At 56.1% G+C, this 19,112-nt stretch carries 17 protein-coding genes; 8 read left to right on the top strand and 9 right to left on the bottom strand.

The genetic code is table 11. From position 1 onward, the window contains the following. Nucleotides 1-21 precede the first annotated feature (21 nt). Together AB1F12_RS15615 and AB1F12_RS15620 are read right to left on the bottom strand one after the other, a co-directional pair. On the bottom strand, nt 22-1,323 hold the full coding sequence (locus tag AB1F12_RS15615; RefSeq protein WP_368185288.1) for an HlyD family type I secretion periplasmic adaptor subunit: 1,302 nt from the start codon (nt 1,321-1,323) through the stop codon (nt 22-24). Next, nucleotides 1,323-3,068 carry a type I secretion system permease/ATPase gene (locus AB1F12_RS15620; protein ID WP_368185289.1) on the bottom strand — a complete coding sequence of 582 codons (1,746 nt, stop codon included), beginning with the start codon at nt 3,066-3,068 and terminating at the stop codon, nt 1,323-1,325. The genes AB1F12_RS15615 and AB1F12_RS15620 overlap by 1 nt, the downstream gene beginning before the upstream one ends. 215 nt (nt 3,069-3,283) lie before the next feature. Between AB1F12_RS15620 and AB1F12_RS15625 the strand changes: the two genes are divergently transcribed. The 3 genes from AB1F12_RS15625 to AB1F12_RS15635 are packed head-to-tail and all read left to right on the top strand — an operon-like array spanning nt 3,284 to nt 5,011. Then, the gene (locus AB1F12_RS15625; protein WP_368185290.1) at nt 3,284-4,018 is read left to right on the top strand and encodes a VacJ family lipoprotein; all 735 of its coding nucleotides are present in this window, start codon (nt 3,284-3,286) and stop codon (nt 4,016-4,018) included. Beyond that, a complete protein-coding gene (locus AB1F12_RS15630; RefSeq protein WP_368185291.1) occupies nt 4,015-4,617 on the top strand; it encodes a phospholipid-binding protein MlaC in 603 nt (200 codons plus the stop codon). The genes AB1F12_RS15625 and AB1F12_RS15630 overlap by 4 nt, the downstream gene beginning before the upstream one ends. Next, complete coding sequence (locus AB1F12_RS15635) at nt 4,610-5,011, top strand: hypothetical protein (RefSeq protein ID WP_368185292.1); 402 nt, start codon at nt 4,610-4,612, stop codon at nt 5,009-5,011. Before AB1F12_RS15630 ends, AB1F12_RS15635 begins: the two co-directional genes overlap by 8 nt. Here the strand turns inward: AB1F12_RS15635 and AB1F12_RS15640 are convergent, their stop codons facing one another. Next, nucleotides 5,012-7,180, bottom strand: coding sequence for a transglycosylase domain-containing protein (locus AB1F12_RS15640; RefSeq protein ID WP_368185293.1), 2,169 nt, complete (start codon nt 7,178-7,180; stop codon nt 5,012-5,014). Nucleotides 7,181-7,482: 302 nt separating this feature from the next. On the opposite strand from AB1F12_RS15640, the gene AB1F12_RS15645 reads away from it, so the two are divergent. Together AB1F12_RS15645 and amt are read left to right on the top strand one after the other, a co-directional pair. Next, a complete protein-coding gene (locus AB1F12_RS15645; RefSeq protein ID WP_368185294.1) occupies nt 7,483-7,821 on the top strand; it encodes a P-II family nitrogen regulator in 339 nt (112 codons plus the stop codon). 25 nt (nt 7,822-7,846) lie between these two features. After that, entirely contained in the window at nt 7,847-9,232 is a 1,386-nt protein-coding gene (amt, locus tag AB1F12_RS15650) for an ammonium transporter (protein WP_368185295.1), read from the top strand. A gap of 159 nt (nt 9,233-9,391) precedes the next feature. Here the strand turns inward: amt and AB1F12_RS15655 are convergent, their stop codons facing one another. From AB1F12_RS15655 to smpB, 4 genes are all read right to left on the bottom strand, one after another. Beyond that, on the bottom strand, nt 9,392-10,573 hold the full coding sequence (locus AB1F12_RS15655; protein WP_368185296.1) for an aromatic amino acid transaminase: 1,182 nt from the start codon (nt 10,571-10,573) through the stop codon (nt 9,392-9,394). After that, a complete protein-coding gene (gene sseA, locus AB1F12_RS15660; protein WP_368185297.1) occupies nt 10,573-11,439 on the bottom strand; it encodes a 3-mercaptopyruvate sulfurtransferase in 867 nt (288 codons plus the stop codon). Before sseA ends, AB1F12_RS15655 begins: the two co-directional genes overlap by 1 nt. Before the next feature lie 184 nt (nt 11,440-11,623). Beyond that, nucleotides 11,624-11,935, bottom strand: a complete 312-nt coding sequence (locus AB1F12_RS15665) for a hypothetical protein (protein ID WP_368185298.1) — start codon at nt 11,933-11,935, stop codon at nt 11,624-11,626. 138 nt (nt 11,936-12,073) lie between these two features. Continuing rightward, entirely contained in the window at nt 12,074-12,547 is a 474-nt protein-coding gene (smpB, locus tag AB1F12_RS15670; protein ID WP_368185299.1) for an SsrA-binding protein SmpB, read from the bottom strand. 110 nt (nt 12,548-12,657) lie between these two features. On the opposite strand from smpB, the gene AB1F12_RS15675 reads away from it, so the two are divergent. Next, nucleotides 12,658-13,839: a hypothetical protein gene (locus tag AB1F12_RS15675; RefSeq protein WP_368185300.1), complete on the top strand. Its 1,182-nt coding sequence runs from the start codon at nt 12,658-12,660 to the stop codon at nt 13,837-13,839. Between the two features lie 33 nt (nt 13,840-13,872). Further along, the gene (locus AB1F12_RS15680; RefSeq protein WP_368185301.1) at nt 13,873-15,069 is read left to right on the top strand and encodes a winged helix-turn-helix domain-containing protein; all 1,197 of its coding nucleotides are present in this window, start codon (nt 13,873-13,875) and stop codon (nt 15,067-15,069) included. Between the two features lie 84 nt (nt 15,070-15,153). Here AB1F12_RS15680 and dapA read toward each other — a convergent pair whose 3' ends face one another. Further along, nucleotides 15,154-16,026 carry a 4-hydroxy-tetrahydrodipicolinate synthase gene (dapA, locus tag AB1F12_RS15685; RefSeq protein WP_368185302.1) on the bottom strand — a complete coding sequence of 291 codons (873 nt, stop codon included), beginning with the start codon at nt 16,024-16,026 and terminating at the stop codon, nt 15,154-15,156. 158 nt (nt 16,027-16,184) lie between these two features. Between dapA and AB1F12_RS15690 the strand changes: the two genes are divergently transcribed. Then, a complete protein-coding gene (locus AB1F12_RS15690; protein WP_368185303.1) occupies nt 16,185-18,263 on the top strand; it encodes a lytic transglycosylase domain-containing protein in 2,079 nt (692 codons plus the stop codon). On the opposite strand, the gene AB1F12_RS15695 is transcribed toward AB1F12_RS15690, so the two are convergent. Next, on the bottom strand, nt 18,260-19,090 hold the full coding sequence (locus AB1F12_RS15695) for a DMT family transporter (RefSeq protein ID WP_368185304.1): 831 nt from the start codon (nt 19,088-19,090) through the stop codon (nt 18,260-18,262). The two genes, AB1F12_RS15690 and AB1F12_RS15695, sit on opposite strands and share 4 nt — an antisense overlap. Nucleotides 19,091-19,112: the final 22 nt, after the last annotated feature.

Genomic DNA, 19,112 nt, shown 5'->3' on the forward strand with positions numbered 1-19,112 from the left:
ATTAACAATCACTCAGATCGGTTAGTTTTCACGAAATGCACGATTAAAATACGTCGCCAAGGGGCGCACAAAATAATCAAGCGGCGTGCGGTCCATGGTTCGGATAAATGTTTCGACCGGCATCCCCGGAATGATCACGGATCCTTCGGGCAGTCGGTCGGACTCACCGTCATTTAGGATGATTTCCGCGCGATAATAGCTGATCCGGGACACGTCATCCTGAAACGCGTCCGGTGAAACGGCGATGACTTCGCCATATAGTTCCGGGGTGTGCCGCTGATCAAAGGCCGAAAACCGCAGCGACACGGCCTGACCCACATGGATTTGATCCACGTCGATTGTGTTGACCTGTGCGGCAATCACCAATGGGCGATCCTGTGGCACCAGATACAGAACCGTGTCGGCAGGGCGCAAAACGGATTGTTCTGCATAGACTTGCATCCCGTAAACCACCCCCGATACCGGGGCGGTGATGTCCAATCTGTCCAACCGGCGTTGCAATTCGTTGCGGCGTTCCTGCAATTGCAATTCTTCGTATTGCAGATCCCGCAGCTGCGAAATCGCTTCTTCGCGGCGGGCCGTTTCAATTTTGATCACTTCGATCTCAATTTGGGTGATTGTGCCTTCAGCTTGTGCCACAGCGGCGGTCAATTCACCTTGTCGCCCTGCGAGGCTGGCCTGTTCACGTTGCAATCCCAATACCCGCGATGCCTGCGCTAATCCACGATCCAACAAGGATTGTTGGTCCGACAATTCCTGCGCAATCAAATCGGCCTGCACGTTCAACGCGGCCTGTTGTGCCTGAATTCCGGTGATTTGATCAGCAATTTGAACCAATCGACGTTCCAATTGCGCCTTTTCTTGCGCTTCGCCGTCGGCCCGGGCCGCAAAGAGGCGTTCCTGCCCTGCCATCAAATCCGCGACCGAGCTGGCGTCTTGGTCCAATAGAACCTGCGAAAAATTCAGCATGTCATCGCCGTCGCGTTCCGCACGCAATCGCGCCATACGCGCCAGAATTTCGAACAATTGCCCTTCAACGATGGCCAGTTCAGACACCAGACTGTCACCTTCGAGGCGGATCAGAACGTCACCTTTGGCAACCACATCGCCTTCGTCGACGTTGATTTGGGCCACCACCCCGCCATCAGGATGCTGGATGATCTGACGGTTACGGTCGACCTCTACTTTGCCAGAGGCAATGATCGCGCCGGAAATTTGCGCGGACACGGCCCAAACGCCGAACCCCCCAAGCAAAATCAGCAACGCCAAAACACCAATCGTGACAGGGCGTTTCGCGGACCAGGTTTGTTTTTGACCTTCCATTATGCGACCCCCCCTGTGCCGGGTGTTTTTTGAATTTCAGCGTGGTTTTGCACCATTTCCTTTAGGATCTGTTCCTTGGGCCCAAACGCCCGGCGCCCGCCGTTTTCCAACATCAGCAACAGGTCACATTCCTGAATGGCAGCAGGGCGATGCGCCATGATCAGGATGCATTTTCCTTCTGCTTTCAACGTCTTGATGGATTTGTTCAACGCCAATGACCCCTCATTGTCGAGGTTCGAATTGGGTTCATCCAGCACCAGAACCACCGGATCACCATACATGGCCCGCGCCAATCCGATCCGCTGGATTTGCCCGCCCGACAACCGCCCGCCAAATGCGGATACCCGTGTGTCATACCCGTCGGGCAATTTCAGGATCATGTCATGGGCATCAGCGCGTTGCGCGGCTTTGATCACTTCGGCATCATCAGGGGTGAGCGACATACGCGCGATATTGTCCTTGATGGTTCCGTCAAACAACTGCACGCGCTGCGGCAAATACCCAACATGGGAGCCCAGAATATCCGGTTCGTATTGATCCAGCGCGGCCCCATCCAACCGGATTTTACCCCCAGCGGGTTGCCAGACGCCCGTGATGGCGCGCGCCAGTGTTGATTTCCCAGAACCAGAGGTTCCGATCACGCCCACAGCCTGTCCCGGCTCCAGCCGAAAACTAACCACACGCAGCGACGCCTGTTGTTCGCCCGGCGGAACAACCGTGACTTGGTTGGCTTCCAGAATGGCTTTGGGTTTGGGCAAATCAGTGCGCGGCACTTCGGGTGGAATGGACGACAACAGGACCGCCAGATTGGCCATACCTTCGCGACCGCGCTGCATGATAGGCCATTGGTTGATCAACATTTCCACCGGCGCCAATGCCCGGCCCAGCAAAATCGACCCGGCAATCATCGCGCCCGGCGTCATTTCGCCCTGCAACACCAGATACGCGCCCAATCCCAGCATCGCGGACTGCAAAAACAGCCGGAATGTTTTGGTCAATGTGGTGAAGGTTCCAGAAATGTCCCCCGCACTGATGCTGGCATCCAAGGACTTTTCCCGCGCGATCTGCCACCGGTCAAACGTCGCGTTGCGCATCCCCAAGGATTGCACCATTTCGGATTCGTCACGGACCTGATTGCCAAACAATTCTGCCCGCAATGTGGTTTGGTTCGCCGTTTCCAACGGGCGTCTGCTGGCCCATTGGTTGAAAAACGCAAAACACACCAACAAAATCGCGCCCACGATCCCCAGCACAAACAGCGACGGGTGAAAAATATAGATGCCGACGAAAAACAGCGGTGCAAAGGGCAAGTCAAACAACGCCATCAAAGCGGGCGATGTCAGCATGCGTTGCACCCCCTGCAGATCCGACAGACCTGACATGGATTCTTTGACCGCGCGGCCTTCGCTGCTGGCGCGCATCACCGCGGCAAAAACCCGGCGGTCCATTTTCGCCTGAAACTGTGCCCCGACGCGGCCCATGACGCGGCCACGGACATAATCCAGAATGCCCATCATCAAAAACAGGAACGTCACCAGCACAGTCAACGCAATCAACGTTTCGCGCGATTGCGACCCCAAAACCCGGTCATAAACATTCAACATGTAAAGAGGCCCGGTCAGCATCAGCATGTTCACAAAGAAACTAAACACCGCAACGGCCCAAAATAGGCCACGGCTCTGAGCGCGGGCAGCACGAAGCTCTTCTGTGCCCACAGTGGTATCAATCGTATTTTGTTGCGCCATGCGCGTTTTTCCGCCCGCTAAAATTGTTTGCCTAAATATATTGTGGCATGTTGACCTTAAATAGAGTGTTTCACAATGGCCACGCTAGCGATGCCAAAAACCGTACCCTCTGGTCAACGTTTTTTGCATGCTTATGTGTGTGCTGAAATTTATAGTTCCGGAATCTGCCCTTGTCCGTCTTGTCTTATCTCCGCTCAGGTTATCGCCCTGTAACAATGTCACTGGTTTTGCTGGCAGGCCTTAGTGCCTGCACAGCCCCGCAACCCGGTGCCGAATTTAATGATCCGTTCGAAGACACGAACCGATCCGTGCATGCGTTCAACAAACAATTGGACACAGCCGTGTTGCGGCCCGCCGGTCAGGCCACCGCTGCATTGCCTATGGAAATTCGTGAACCTGTTGCGAACTTTGCCGATAACATTTCGCTGCCCGGAATGATCGTAAATGGCGCCCTACAAGGCGATATTGGCGGCGCCAGCACCAATACGATGCGCCTGTTCGTCAATACAATCGTTGGCATTGGTGGGCTGTTTGATCCCGCAAGTGCGATCGGCCTAGAAGAAGAAAGCACCGATTTCGGCGAAACCCTGCATGTCTGGGGCGTCCAAGAGGGGGCGTTTATCGAATTGCCCGGCTATGGCCCATCAACCGAACGAGACGCGGCTGGCAAAATTGTCGATCTGGTGATTGATCCATTGTCACGGTTTGGCCATCCCGATGTATCGACCGCTGCCACGGGTGCCAAAGTGGCCGATCTGGCGATTTCGCGCGGCGAATTTGGCGACACGATCGACTCTGTTTTATATGACAGCGCCGACAGTTACGCCCAATCACGGCTTCTTTATTTGCAAAATCGCCGGTTTGAGCTTGGCGATACATCTGTTGATACCCAATTAGAGACTAACGCAATTGATCCCTTTGCGGATCTCGATCTGGATTTGTTCGAATGACCCACTTGTTATCCCGTCGCTCATTTTTTGCATCTGCCATCGTCTTTGGCACAGCCGCGCTCGCCCCATTAAAGGCCTTTGCCCTGTCCAATTCTCAGGCGGAAACGCTGGTGGATCGGGCTGTAAATGACATCAACGCGGTGATCAGTTCGGGCCGATCCGAAGCGTCAATGATCCGCAGTTTCGAAGGTATTTTCCGCGATTACGGCGACACAGCTTATATCGCCGCCTTTGCGTTGGGCAATGACCGTCGCAGCGCCTCATCCACGCAAATTCGCACCTTTACCGAGGCGTTCAACGGCTATATCGCGCGCAAATATGGCCGCCGGTTCCGTGAATTTGCCGGTGGTCAAATCGTGGTGCAGGGCGCCAGCAATGTCAGCAATTACATTGAGGTCCAAACCCTGACCACATTGCGCAACAAGGCCCCGTTTCGGGTGGATTTCCACGTATCCGACCGTCCCGGTCATCCGGTGTTTTTCAACATCATCATCGAAGGCGTGAATATGCTGCTGTCCGAGCGCACCGAAATTGGCGCGATGCTGGACCGTCGCGGGGGCGATATTGACGCGCTGATTTCTGACCTGCGCAATGTCTAAAGCGGCTCTCCTGCTTGCTATTTTGCCCGGCTTGGCGGCGGCGTCCCCGTATGATGGGACCTATCGCCAGTCGGCCAATGCAAATTGTGGGCTGGTTGGGGTTGATGGCGGTGCGATCCAAATCGACGATGGCATTTTCCATGGGGTGGAATTGCAATGTCGCATGACCCGGCCTGTATCGGTCGTGGACATGCATGCTACCCTTTATACGATGGTCTGCACCGGCGAAGACGAAAGCTGGACGGAACGCGCCATGGTGATGCGCGCCGCAGGCGAAGACGATAACATCATCATGATCTGGAACGGCTATGCGTTTCAGTATGACAATTGCGCCAAACCAGAAACACCGCTGACGGATGATCAGCCCGAAGGCGAACAAACCGTCAGCGACTAGCTATTGCTGTTCCATCAGCTGGCGCAACACGTCATTTAGCACATCATCCGCCACAGAATCCGTCGGCGTCACGTTTTCCGGTGGTCGTGGCACGCGCATCGGCAAGGGCCGCGCCGGGACACCTGACAACACCCGTTTCATGGTTTCGTGCCAGATTTCGGCGGGCAATCCCCCCCCGGTAACGCCCGTTAGCGGCGTATTGTCATCATAGCCCATCCACACGCCAACCACGTAATCAGCGGTAAACCCAATAAACCACGCATCCCGCGCTGCCTGTGTTGTCCCGGTTTTCCCGGCAATTTCCCAGCCTTCGATCTGGGCGCGATGCCCTGACCCGACCTCGACCACACGATGCATCATCCAGATCAGCTCTTCTGCGGCTTCGCGGCGGATCACCCGTTCACGGATACCGCCACTGGTCCCCATCAACGGCGCGTCATCCCCCTGAAGGCGCAGTTCGACCAACCCATAGGGCGCCACGGCGGACCCACCGTTCAGAATGCCCGCATAGGCGCCGCTCATTTCCAACAGCGTGCTTTCCGACGCGCCCAGCGCCAGTGATGGACCTTCGACCAATGTGGAATCGATGCCAAATTGGTTTGCCACGGTACGCACATTTTCACGCCCCACCTGTTCGGATAAACGCACCGCGGGAACGTTCAGCGACGACGCCAGTGAATCCACCAATGACACAGGCCCACGGAATTCACGGGTGTAGTTTTTCGGGCACCATTCGCCCGATCCCGGCACGTTCAGGCAATAGGGTTCGTCCATCACAATGTCATAGGCTGAACTGCCTAATTCCAAGGCCGTGGCATAGACAAACGGTTTGAACGACGATCCTGTTTGGCGGGATGCCTGTGTGGCCCGATTGAACGCGCCCGAAACCCGCATGTCACGCCCCCCGACCATGGCGCGCACGGCCCCATCGGCAGACATAACAACCACGGCGGCCTGTGCTTCTGACCCGGCGCGCACCCGGTTATCAAAGATATAAGTCACCGCCTCTTCGGTGGCGTCCTGAATGCGTTGATCCAATGTGGTGCGGATGATCACGTCTTCGGTTGTGTCGCGGGTGAAGAATTCAGGCCCCGTCGACATGACCCAATCGGCAAAATATCCGCCAACACGCGCCTCTGCGGCTTCTGACAGGACGGGCGGATTGGCGTTGCCCTCGGCCACTTGGGCATCGGTAATAAATCCCTGATCATTCATCAGACGCATCACAGTTTGCCCGCGATCCCAGCTTCGCTGCCAATTGTTGGTGGGCGCATATCGTGTTGGCGCCTTTAGCAGACCGGCCAGCATCGCTGATTGTTGAGGATTCAGATTGGCGGCGGAAATCCCGAAATAACGCTGCGAAGCGGCTTCGAACCCACGTGATCCGGCCCCCAGAAACGCGCGGTTCAGATAAATGGTCAGGATTTCATCCTTGGTATAGGTGACCTCCATCGCCATCGAATAGATCGCTTCGCGCACTTTGCGCCACAGGGTGGTGCGCCGGCAATCGGCCTCATAGGCGGTTTCGCTATCCCAAGTGTTTGGGTCAAATGGCACGCCCAAACAGATCAATTTGGCCGTTTGTTGGGTCAATGTGGACCCGCCATGCCCCGACAATGGGCTGCGGCCTTCGGACAGGTTGATGCGCACTGCGGATGCAATACCACGTGGCGATAGGCCGAAATGGCCATAGAACCGTTTGTCTTCGGTGGCGATAACAGCGTTGCGCAAATGGGGCGACACGGTTTCGGCGGTGATCATTCCACCGAATTGGTCGCCCCGCCATGCAAACACGGCCCCATCGCGATCCAGCATGGTCACAGACCCGCGTGCGCGGCCATCCACCAATTCATCCACCGCTGGCAATGTCGACGCGACATAAACAACGGAAACGCCAATTATCAGGGCAAAGACCAGCCCAAACCGCCAGGAAAACGCCCAGATTAGCCCAAAAAACCAGCTCAGAATACCGCCAAAGAATCCCAAAACGCGCCGAATAGGCCCGCGTGGTTTACGATTTGGCGTTTTGCGTCGGGCCGGTTTTCGCGTGGCTTTGGCCTTTGACTTGGCCGCAGTCGCGGCTTTTGGCTTGGCCTTGGGTTTTGCCCCGGCCTTTGGATATCGACGATCCGCGACCAATGCAGGCCGTTTTTTACCATTTCCACTCATGCATTCTGCTCGCGACTGTGACTTCGGCTTTGATGTTGGGCCGGTTCTTTTGCCGTATGTTATCTGGTCGATTCTCAAATGTAGAGAGACTTCAAACGTTAATAGGCGATTTCATGGTCGCCTAATTTTTGTGCAAACAATCTCATTTGTGCAAAAATTGTGCGTTATCCTCAGAATTAAGCACTTTGCAGGTGCAGCGAAACCTTGTCGATGGCCCCTGACTGCGCCCTTGATGCCCCCAGCGCGGCCATTTCGTTTGGTCGCAAGGGATCAAACCGCACCAAAACCGCAAGGGGATAGTCGTGAAACTCATCATTGCAACAATCAAACCGTTCAAGCTGGAAGAGGTCCGCGAAGCGCTCACTTCTATTGGTGTGCGCGGCATGATGGTCACCGAAGTCAAAGGCTTTGGGTCACAATCAGGTCACACTGAAATTTATCGTGGCGCCGAATACGCCGTGAATTTTGTGCCAAAGGTGAAACTGGAAATCGTTGTTCCAGCCGCCATGGCCGACGAAGTGGTTGCCACCATTTCAAAAACCGCCCGGACCGAAAAAATCGGTGACGGCAAAATCTTTGTTCTGGATGTCGAAAGCGCCCTGCGTGTGCGTACCGGCGAAACCGACGGGGACGCGCTGTAAAGCGCGCCAAAAGAGGGAAACGGATATGAAACTTCTTAAATCACTTTCGGTTGCTGGTGCTATGACGGCCCTGCCAACCCTTGCTTTGGCCCAAGAGGCTGCGGCACCCGGTTTCGATGAAATCGGCCCCTATATCATGACCACATTGCTGTTCCTTGTGGGTGGCTTTCTGGTGTTCTGGATGGCCGCTGGCTTTGCCATGTTAGAGGCAGGTCTGGTGCGGTCTAAAAACGTCACCACACAGCTGACCAAAAACATCGCGCTGTTTTCGCTGGCCGGCATTATGTATTGGCTGGTTGGCTTTAACCTGATGTATCCCGGCGAATGGATCATTCCGGGCGTTTTGGGCGGCTTCTCTCCGACGGTGTTGGAACCGGTTGGTCTGGGTGCTGCGGATGCGTCCCTGGATTATGCCTCTGTTGCGTCTGACTTCTTCTTTCAGTTGATGTTCTGTGCAACCACAGCGTCAATTGTGTCGGGCACATTGGCCGAACGCATCAAATTGTGGCCCTTCCTGATCTTTGTTGTTGTGCTGACAGGCCTGATCTACCCGATCGAAGCGTCCTGGCAGTGGGGTGGCGGCTGGTTGTCCGAAATGGGCTTCTCTGACTTCGCTGGTTCTACTTTGGTTCACGCCGCTGGTGGTTTCGCAGCTTTGGCTGGTGCGATCATCCTTGGTGCGCGGATCGGTAAATACAAAGACGGCCGCACAATCCCAATGCCCGGTTCCAATCTGGCGCTTGCCACTTTGGGGACATTCATCCTGTGGCTGGGTTGGTTCGGCTTTAACGGTGGTTCGCAGCTGGCTGCGGGGACTGTTGGCGACATCACAGATGTTGGTCGTATCTTTGCCAACACCAACATGGCGGCGTCGGCCGGTGCGGTTGCGGCCCTGCTGTTGACACAAGCCCTGTACAAAAAGGTCGACCTGACGATGGTTCTGAACGGCGCCTTGGCTGGTCTGGTGTCCATCACAGCTGAACCGCTCGCGCCTTCCTTGTTCGAAAGCCTCTGGATCGGTGCCGTCGGTGGTGTCATCGTCGTCTTTGCAGTTCCATTCCTGGACAAGCTGAAAATCGACGATGTTGTTGGTGCGATCCCGGTACACCTGATTGCGGGTTTCTGGGGCACAATGATCGTAGCGATCAACACCCAAGCCCCATTGCTGGACGAAGCTGGCGAAGTTGTTGTCATCGACGGTGTTGAACAAACGGTTGGCTTTGCAGCACAGTTGGTCACTCAGTTTGTTGGCTTTGCCGCGATCGGTATCTTTGTCTTTGTTGTCTCTGCGATCGGGTTCTACATCCTGAAGGCAGTCATGGGCATCCGGGTTGACGAAGAAGCAGAAATCAACGGTTTGGACATGTCCGAACTGGGGATGGAAGCCTATCCTGAGTTCACCAACGGCTAAGCCGTCTGACATAAAAACAAAGGAGCCCGGGCAACATTGTCCGGGCTTTTTGCATTTTAGACGGCGGCGTCTTTGGCGGGAAAATTTGCACCACCAAAACAGGCAACAAAAAAGGCCGGTCAATTGCGTGACCGGCCTTTTGTCATTCCAAAGCGTCGCTTAGATGGATTTAGCGACAGCGGCGGCCAAAATAGGCACGGTTTGTTCGTTCAACCCTGCGATGTTCAGACGGCTGTCGCCCACCATATAGATGCCGTGTTCTGTGCGCAGCTGTTCCACCACTTCGGGGGAAACACCCAGCCGCGAAAACATGCCGCGGTGATCTGCAACAAATTCAAACCGATCCGAATTGGTCAAACGTTTCAGTTCGCCCGCCAATTGTTCACGCAGCGCCAGCATGCCCAAACGGGTTTCTTCCAGCTCAGCTTCCCAATCGGCGCGCAATTCGGGGTCGGTCAGGATGGTTGTGACCACGCGCGCACCGTGATCCGGCGGAAAGGAATAGTTTTGACGGTTCAGGAAATTCAGGTTCGCCTGCGCCAATGCCTTTTGCTCTGGATCGCGCGCAATGGCCATCAGAATGCCGGTCCGTTCGCGGTACACGCCAAAGTTTTTAGAGCATGACGCCGCGATCAGCACTTCGTCAAATCCGGCAGCCACCAAACGGGTTGCGGCCGCGTCATCGTCCAGCCCATCGCCAAAGCCCTGGTAGGCAATGTCGACCATCGGCACCGCGCCTTTGGATTTCAACAATGCGATCATTTGCGGCCATTGATCCGCCGTCAGGTTTGCACCGGTTGGGTTGTGGCAGCAGCCATGCAACAGAACCACGTCACCTGCAGCGACGTTTTCCAGATCGGCCAGCATGCCATCGAAATTCACGTTGCATGTTTCGGAATCAAAGTAGCGATAGGTTGCGCTTTGCATTCCCAGAAATTTGATAATTGAAGGGTGGTTTGGCCATGTCGGGTCAGACAGCCACACCTTTGCATCCGGAGAGGCAATGCGGATCAGTTCCAATGCCTGACGGATCGCGCCCGTCCCGCCGGGGGTGGCGATGGCTGCGATGCGATCACGCGCAACCACATCCCCCAGAACCAGATCGATCATTGCGTCAGCAAAGGCCGGATCACCCGCCAGGCCGGTATAGGCCTTGGTGGTTTGCTGATCGACCAGACGACGTTCGGCGGCCTTGACCGCGCGCATAACGGGCGTGTTGCCGCTGGCATCTTTGTAGACACCGACGCCAAGGTCGATTTTCTGATCCCGCGTGTCTTCGCGGTACAATTGCATCAAAGCTAGGATTTTGTCGGCTGGTTGCTGCTGAAGATTTTCAAGCATCACGCGTCTCCGGTTGCGATGGGAAGATCGGGGAACATGCCCCATTCGGACCAGCTGCCATCATAGAGGGCATGATCGGTTTTCCCGATCCGTTCCAGTCCAAGACACAGGATCGCGGCCGTGACGCCCGATCCACATGTGGTAATGGCGGGTTTGTTCAGATCAACGCCCGCCTGTTCAAAGGCCGCGCGGATCCCCGCGTCGTTTTTCATCGTGCCGTCGGCGTTGAACAATTCCCCAAACGGGACGTTCTGCGAATTTGGCACATGGCCTGACCGCATGCCTTCGCGGGGCTCAACCGCGTCCCCGCGAAACCGTGGCGCAGGTCGGGCATCAATGATGGCATAGTTTTGCAGTTTGGATGCGTGGGCGACCTGTGTGACGTCTTTGACCATGTCATTCTGGCGCATCACCGTCATGTGGCGGTCACGAATGGTGGCTGGCTGATCGGTGATCATGCGGCCTTCGGCCTGCCATTTGGGCAATCCGCCATCCAGAACTGCCACGTTAAAATGCCCCATCAGGCGCATCAGCCACCAAACGCGCGCTGCCGAAAAAATGCCCAGCCCGTCATAGACAATAATCTGATGCCCATCACCCACGCCCATGGCGCGCATCCGGCTCATGAATTTTTCAACCGGGGGCACCATGTGGGGCAATTCCGACCGGTGATCGCTGATTTCATCAATGTCAAAGAACCGCGCGCCGGGGATATGTCCGGCCTTGAATTCAGCGGCGGCATCCCGGCCCATATCCGGCAAATACCAAGACGCATCAAAAATCCGGATATCGGGATCCTTTAGATGCGCGGCAAGCCATGCCGTTGAAACGAGTGTTTTGGGATCATCACGAAATACAGTGGACATGGGGGCCTCTTGAGGCTGCGGTGATAGGCTGTGGTTCGCAATGTCCCTAAACCTGAGACGCCACTGTGGCAAGGGGATGCAAGGCCGCATCGGGTCATTCTGGCCAGATAAACTTAGCCGAAACGAAAATCGGGTGCCCGATTGGGGACACCCGATAAAACGCGTTAAAATGTTACCGCCTAAACTATGCAGATTTGTTCAGCAGGTTTTTGATAAAGCCGCCGGCCCCACCCAAAACCGCGCCACCTGCGCCGCCACCGATAACAGCACCAATCAGCGCCTGAATATCCAGACCGCCGGACACGGCATCATCTGCCAGCGCGGCTGCGTCGCCGCCCAGCACACCAGCCAACAGACCGCTGGCCCCAACGCCGCCAACGGCGCCCAAAATGGTGTTCAGCATATTGCCGCCGTTCAATTGACCCGCCACGCGACCGATCAAGTTCCCGCCAGCCGCACCCGAGACCAACTGAATAATAATAGGTAAAAGACCCATGAGTTCCCCCAATTCCGTACAAAAGACGAACACATTTCGCGCCGTTCGCCTCGGTTACATGCTTGCGCTGGAATGGGTGTACAGATTGTCGCACCAAAGGTTAGCGGGAAATAAACCAACTATTCCCCGTCTGCGCCCTTAGCCGCCTTGTTTTAGCAGGCGTTGCTTTTGGCGGTTCCAATCCCGGCTGGCATCAGAGGCCCGCTTGTCATGGTTTTTCTTACCCTTGGCGATGGCGATCTTTAGCTTCACCTTGCCACGATCGTTAAAATACATCACCAGCGGCACCAGCGTGTCACCCTTGCGTTGGGTCGCGGTCCACAATTTGGCCAATTCCCGTTTTGACACCAGCAATTTACGGCGGCGGCGTTCTTCGTGTGGGAACATCGCCTGTTGGTAAGGCGCAATATACGAATTGGTCAGCCACAATTCCCCATCCTCAACCGAAGCGTAACTCTCGGCGATGTTGGATTGCCCGATACGCAGCGACTTTACCTCTGATCCCATCAGGATAATCCCGACTTCCAGATCGTCCTCGATGGCATAATCGTATCGCGCACGCCGGTTTTCGGCGATCACTTTGTAATTCGTATTATCGGGTTTCTTGGCCATATCATTCAGATAGGCGGTCCGGGCAGGCCTGTCCAGAGCTTCTGGAAAACCTTACTTGAACAACGTTCATATTTTCGCTAAAACGGTCACATTATGGATCGGAGAGTTTCATGACACATGTCATTCAAACGGAAACATTGGTAGGCGAAGGCGTATTAACGCAGGCCCAAGCGGATATTATCAAATCGCGTTCGCGGGATTTGATGACTGGGTTGATCATCAATGCATTGCTGTGCGGCGGCATCATCGCGGCAGCCATGGGGTTTGTTGCTTGGCTGGCGGACCCGTTTGTGGTTGCCATTTCCGGCGCAGCCTTTTTGGGGCTGGGGGTGTTTATCCTGCGCGGCCGGGACATGTTGCACATGTTTGGTCAGGCATCGGCGCTGATCGGCGCAGGCATGTTGGGTGTGGGAGGCGCGATCGAAGCGTTTAACCAGCTGCCCGACGAGGATGCTGGCCTATTATTGACCGGGGCTGGGGGGCTCGCGACGCTTGTGTTTGGCTATCTGTTTTTCAAAACCCGCCAAAGCGGACGATTTGTGATGGGGGCCATCATGCTGTTGGCGGCAGGCATTCACCTGTTTGGATTTGGCACAATAACCAGCCTTGCCGAAGACCCGTCCATGATATTCCTGAATATCTATGCAACCATTCTGGTCTTTGGGCTTGGCATGTTCGTTAACGTTCGGTTCCTCACCGCGCTTGCCATCATTCCGTTTGCGCAAATTCTGGAAACCAGCACCACCTATTGGCACGCCGCCTATGTGTTCTATTCGCCCGAACCGACCCTGACGATCCTGCAAATGACGGCGTTGATGCTGGTTTGCCTGATTTTAGCCCCGCACCTAAACGAACGTTATCGCCGCCATACAGGTCAAATCGCGATCATGGCTTTCATTGTCGCGAATCTCAGCTTCTTGGTTGGATCGCTGTTTGGCGATCATGTGGGCCAAACGTTGTGGGGGCCGATCCGCAACGATATGAACTGGTCCGACTGGCATGATGCAATTGATGTTTGGCAAGCCAACGCATTCGAAATCACCGAACATGTCTATTCCATCATCTGGGCCATTGGCCTGATCGGCATCGCCATCTTTGCCGCCCTGACCACACGACGCGGGTTTTTCAACGCAGCCCTGACCTTTGGTGCGATCCACGCCTATACCCAAATGTTCGAAAGCTTTTACAACCAGCCGCTGGCCTATGTCATCGGTGGCTTGGCGGCAATCCCGTTAGCGTGGTCAATCTGGCGGTTAAACGGGTGGTTCTCATCCCGGGCGCAACAGGGTTAAGGTGCGCCACAGGTTAAACCCAAAGGCGTATCCATGACCGTTCCAGTGCTGCAAAACACCCCTGCCCGTCGTTTGTTTCTGGACCGGCATGGGTTGATCAAAACAACGGCTGGATCGGGGCGTGGCGCTGATCTGGCTGGGGTCATTCACGATCTGGGATTTGTGCAATTGGACAGCGTGAACACATTGGCGCGGGCGCATGATTTGATCCTGTGGTCACGCCGTCAGCAATACCGCCCGGCACATCTGAACATAGCCCATAGCCGTGATCGCGCCGTGTTCGAACATTGGACCCACGACGCCGCAGCGATCCCGATGGAATTTTACCCCCATTGGAAACTGAAATTTGATCGCGACGCCGCCAATATCCGCAAACGCTGGAAAAACTGGCAGGGCGAATTCGAACACCGCCTTGATGACGTGATGAACCATATCGCCAAAAATGGCTCATGTGGATCCGGCGCCCTGAGCGAAGGTGAAAAGAAAGGTTCAACCGGCTGGTGGGACTGGAACCCATCGAAAACCGCGATGGAATATTTGTGGCGTTCGGGTCAGTTGGCAATTGCCCGCCGCGACGGATTTCGCAAGATTTATGACCTCAGCGAAAACGTCATTCCTGCTGATATGTTGGCCAAAACGCACAGCACTGATGACACAATTGACTGGTGCTGTCGGCAGGCGCTCACTCGGTTGGGTTTCGCCACATCCGGTGAAATCGCCGCGTTCTGGGATATCGTCACCCCCGCCGAAGCCAAATCCTGGTGCCAGCGTGCCTTGGCCGATGGGACGCTGATTGAAATCGACATCGCGCTGAACGATGGCACGCTGCGCCGATCATTTGCGTGGCCGGAAACGTTAGACATCCCCACCCCGACCCCCAGCAACCGGGTGCGCATCCTGTCACCCTTTGACCCGGCCCTGCGGGATCGCAAACGCGCCGAGCGTCTATTTGGGTTTCATTTCCGGATCGAAATTTTTGTCCCCGAAGCCAAACGCAAATACGCCTATTACGTGTTCCCCGTCCTCGAAGGCGACACCCTGATTGGCCGTATCGACATCAAGGCAGACCGCCCAAACAACACGCTAAACCTAACGTCGTTCTGGCCGGAAACGGGTGTGCGTTGGGGCAAAGGACGCGAAACACGCCTGATGGCCGAATTGGACCGCATCGCGAAATTGGCGGAATGTGATCATGTCAACATCGCGGATGGCTGGCTAAAACAGACCTGACATCAGCCCCATAAACCAATCGCGACGCGCCAGGGCGCGTCGCTAATCCAGCGCGCCCTTGGGCGCACAATTTGGTCAATCCGATCAGTTGATCAGACCGGCATGCACCATGGCGGCCCGGATTTTTTCCTGAACCGGCTCGGTCACGGTCATAATCGGCGACCGTGTTTCGTTTTGCGCGCGTCCCAACAAGGACAGCCCGTATTTGGCCCCCGCCAGACCCGGCTCGGTGAAAATTGCGTCATGCAATGGCATCAACCGGTCCAGCAATGTCAGGGCGCGGTCAAATTCACCATCCAGCGTCGCGTTCTGGAATTCTGCGCACAAACGCGGGGCCACATTGGCCGTCACGCTGATACAGCCCACGCCGCCATGGGCGTTGAACCCCAGCGCGGTTGCGTCTTCGCCGGACAATTGAATGAAATCCGTGCCACAGGTCATGCGTGTTTTGGGCACACGTGACAGATCGGCCGTTGCATCTTTGACCGCGACGATCATCGGATGTTTTGCCAATTCACCCATGGTTTCTGGCGTCATATCAACCATCGACCGGCCGGGGATGTTGTAGATCACAATTGGCAGGCCCACTTCTGCGGCGGCCAGAAAATGGGCTTTCAGCCCTTCTTGGGTTGGTTTGTTGTAATAAGGCGTCACAACCAACGCGGCATCGGCACCGGCGGCTTTGGCGGCTTCGACCAGACGCACGGTTTCAAATGTGTTGTTGGACCCGGCACCCGCAATCACCGGCACGCGGCCTGCGGTCTGTTGCACAACGGTGGCCACAACCAAATCATGTTCGTCATGGGTCAAAGTCGGGCTTTCACCGGTGGTCCCAACGGGGACCAAACCTGTGCTGCCTTCTTCGATATGCCAGTCGACCAGCTTCTTTAGCGCATCAAGGTCCAGCTTTCCGTCCGTAAACGGTGTGATGAGGGCGGGGAGTGACCCTTTGAACATGACACGTATCCTTATCTATCGGCTTTTATCGGCTCATCCGATCAAACCATTGGCAAAATCGCGCGGACCCTAGACCGGTTTCACCCAATTGCCAAGTTTGTGTGTTGCCATGTCGCAGTAAGTCCCTACGCTGACCATTCATACACCCGGAGACGTCGATGCGCCCAGTTCTGTTTGCCTTTGTTGCATGGTTTGCCCTGCCCGCGCCCGTGGCGATGGGCCAAACACCGGTTGCGGACCTGTCATCGGCCTTTTCTGCTGCAGATAACGATGACTGGGACCGGGCCAGCACATTGGCCAATGCCCACGGCGAATCCGCGCGCGATGTGATGATGTGGACCCGATTGCGCGCCGGCAAAGGCACATTTGCCGAGGCCGAAGAATTTTTATCCCGCCACCCCAATTGGCCCGGATTGGACCGGCTTCGCGCCCGCGCCGAAGAATCAATGCCATCAAATTTACCCCCCAACCGGGTTTTGGCCTATTTCGGTGACGCAGACCCGCAATCCGGCGAAGGCACCGTGCAATTGGTCAATGCATTGCGCGCCAACGGCCAATCCGGCGACGCAGATGCCCAAGCGATCGAGGTTTGGCTGACTTACGCCCTGACGGATTCGGGCCATGACGCGATGATGGCCGCCTTTCCCGACGTGCTTGCCCCGCATCATGCGGCCCGCGCGGATATGTTGCTTTGGCGCTGGAAAGTGGCCGAAGCCCGCCGGATGTTGCCCCTGTTATCAGCGGACCAGACAGCACTGGTCGAAGCACGGATCGCCCTGATCCAGAACAATGCGGATCGGCAGGCCAAACTGGACGCCGTACCAGCCGCGCTGCGTGACAGTCCGGGGTTGCTCTATGATCGTTACAATTGGTTGGCCAATCGCGGTGAACGCACTGCTGCGATCAACATCCTGATGGGCCAGACCCTGCGTGCAGATACGTTGCAGGAACCCCGTCGTTGGGCTGGCTGGCGGCGATCCTTGGCCCGTTGGGTCCTGCGCGAAGGCGATCCGGAACGGGCCTATCTGATGGCCTCTAACCATTTCCTAACCGAAGGATCGGCCTTTTCTGATTTGGAATGGCTGGCCGGATATATTGCGCTGCGCCACCTAAATCGCCCTGACATCGCGCTGCTGCATTTCCAAACCATGCGCCGCAACGTGACGTCGCCGATTTCAGTGGGCCGGGCGGAATATTGGATTGGACGGACATATTTGGCCAAATCAGACCCTATTCAGGCCCAATCTGCGTTTGAACGTGCCGCTGAACATCAAACATCCTTTTATGGATTGCTGGCCGCTGAACATCTGGGCTTGTCGCTGAACCCCAATCTGGCAGCGACCCACGCGTCGCCTGCTTGGCGGGGCAGTGATCTGCAGCAAAACGATCTGGTGCGTGCGGGTCTAACCCTGCTGAAATCCGATGAACGCGGCAAGGCCGTGCTGTTTTTTGCCCAGCTGGGGCGCGAATTGAATGCGGATCAAATCGGCACGCTTGGCGCGCATTTGGGGGATTTGGACGAGGTTTATTTTCAAATCCTTCTGGGCAAATCCGCGGCAGAGCGCGGCATCATCATCCCAGAGCTGTATTTCCCAATGCACCCAATGAACAACATGGACCTGCCAGTCGATCCCGCACTGGCCCTGTCAATTGCCCGCCGGGAAAGCGAATTTCGAACCGATGCCGGCAGCGCCGTCGGTGCGCTTGGATTAATGCAATTGATGCCCGCCACCGCCCAAGAGGTTGCAGGCGAATTGGACCTCAGCTTTAGCCGCAATCGGTTGGTCACGGACTGGGAATATAACGCAACCTTAGGCAGCAAATATCTGGCCAATTTGATCGACATGTTTGGCGATAGCCCGGTGATGGTTGCTGCGGGATATAATGCCGGGCCATCCCGGCCGCGCCAATGGATGGATCAACGGGGCGATCCGCGTGCGGGGACTGCTGATGTGGTCGATTGGATCGAATCCATTCCGTTCCGCGAAACCCGCAATTACGTCATGCGCGTCACTGAATCCATCCCCATCTATGAGGCGCGCCTGTCAGGGGAATCCCACCCCATTCGGTTCACCGCATTACTCACCGGGGTCAAACCCACCATCCGCCCACGTGCGCGACCAATTCTGGCCGAACCGGACGGGGTGCAGGACCCCCAAACACGGCCCCAGATCAGGTCAGCCCCCGCAACAGATGTCACACCGACGCTGCGCCCTGTCGCACGCCCAAATGGTTAACGAACCTGCCGGGCCCGCCACAGGGTGAACAACCCGGCAATCACGATCAAGGTTGCGCCAAATAGCGTCGACATGCGCAATGTTTCGCCAAAAACAAAGATGCCCAACGCGCTGGCAAACACCATCTGCAGATAGGCAAAGGGCTGGATCGCGCTGGCTTCTGCTGCGGCATATGCCTTGATCAGCAACCAGTGACCCAACGCGCCGAACACACATAACAGCCCCATCCAGCGCCAATCCACAAAGCGCATCGGTTCCCAGAACCACAGCCCGATGGGCGTCATGACCATGGCCCCGACCACTCCGGTCCAGAAAAAACTGACGCCTGCGCTGTCTTTGCGCGCAGCGAGCCGCGTCAGCAGGCTGTAAATCGCAAACATCAGCGCCGAACACACCGGAATAAACGCGGCGATTGTGAAAACGGCCACGCCCGGCTGGACGATAAACAGCATCCCCACAAAGCCGATGCCAATCGCAACCCAGCGCCGCCAGCCCACCTTTTCCCCCAAAATGGGCCCTGATAGTGCTGCGACCAACAGGGGGTAGGACGCAAAAATAGCATGGCTTTCGACCAATCCCAGCTGCACAAACGCGGCAACCATGATGCAAATTTCCAACGCCAATAGCACCCCGCGCAATATCTGCAATCCCAGCTGTGATGTGCGGGCCGCCGCGCGGATTGACCCTTCGCTGCGCCGGGCCACGGCAATAACAAAAGCGGCAAAAAACCAGTACCGCACCGTTGTGACCATAAAGACGTTGTATTCACTGGCCAGATGCCGCGAAATTCCGTCCTGCAATGCAAAAACCAGCGTGGTGGCGATCATCAACCAGATCCCAGCCCGCGTC

The sequence above is a fragment of the Aestuariibius sp. HNIBRBA575 genome (genome assembly GCF_040932005.1).
GTDB lineage: Bacteria > Pseudomonadota > Alphaproteobacteria > Rhodobacterales > Rhodobacteraceae > CANLNM01.

Excerpts from the sequence above, each read along its gene's own strand:
- dapA (WP_368185302.1), bottom strand. The coding sequence starts at position 16,026 with ATGTTCAAAGGGTCACTCCCCGCCCTCATCACACCGTTTACGGACGGA.
- AB1F12_RS15635 (WP_368185292.1), top strand. The coding sequence starts at position 4,610 with ATGTCTAAAGCGGCTCTCCTGCTTGCTATTTTGCCCGGCTTGGCGGCG.
- sseA (WP_368185297.1), bottom strand. The coding sequence starts at position 11,439 with ATGTCCACTGTATTTCGTGATGATCCCAAAACACTCGTTTCAACGGCA.
- AB1F12_RS15655 (WP_368185296.1), bottom strand. The coding sequence starts at position 10,573 with ATGCTTGAAAATCTTCAGCAGCAACCAGCCGACAAAATCCTAGCTTTG.
- AB1F12_RS15615 (WP_368185288.1), bottom strand. The coding sequence starts at position 1,323 with ATGGAAGGTCAAAAACAAACCTGGTCCGCGAAACGCCCTGTCACGATT.
- AB1F12_RS15620 (WP_368185289.1), bottom strand. The coding sequence starts at position 3,068 with ATGGCGCAACAAAATACGATTGATACCACTGTGGGCACAGAAGAGCTT.
- AB1F12_RS15640 (WP_368185293.1), bottom strand. The coding sequence starts at position 7,180 with ATGAGTGGAAATGGTAAAAAACGGCCTGCATTGGTCGCGGATCGTCGA.
- AB1F12_RS15680 (WP_368185301.1), top strand. The coding sequence starts at position 13,873 with ATGACCGTTCCAGTGCTGCAAAACACCCCTGCCCGTCGTTTGTTTCTG.
- smpB (WP_368185299.1), bottom strand. The coding sequence starts at position 12,547 with ATGGCCAAGAAACCCGATAATACGAATTACAAAGTGATCGCCGAAAAC.
- amt (WP_368185295.1), top strand. The coding sequence starts at position 7,847 with ATGAAACTTCTTAAATCACTTTCGGTTGCTGGTGCTATGACGGCCCTG.
- AB1F12_RS15695 (WP_368185304.1), bottom strand. The coding sequence starts at position 19,090 with ATGATCGCCACCACGCTGGTTTTTGCATTGCAGGACGGAATTTCGCGG.
- AB1F12_RS15665 (WP_368185298.1), bottom strand. The coding sequence starts at position 11,935 with ATGGGTCTTTTACCTATTATTATTCAGTTGGTCTCGGGTGCGGCTGGC.
- AB1F12_RS15625 (WP_368185290.1), top strand. The coding sequence starts at position 3,284 with ATGTCACTGGTTTTGCTGGCAGGCCTTAGTGCCTGCACAGCCCCGCAA.
- AB1F12_RS15690 (WP_368185303.1), top strand. The coding sequence starts at position 16,185 with ATGCGCCCAGTTCTGTTTGCCTTTGTTGCATGGTTTGCCCTGCCCGCG.
- AB1F12_RS15630 (WP_368185291.1), top strand. The coding sequence starts at position 4,015 with ATGACCCACTTGTTATCCCGTCGCTCATTTTTTGCATCTGCCATCGTC.
- AB1F12_RS15675 (WP_368185300.1), top strand. The coding sequence starts at position 12,658 with ATGACACATGTCATTCAAACGGAAACATTGGTAGGCGAAGGCGTATTA.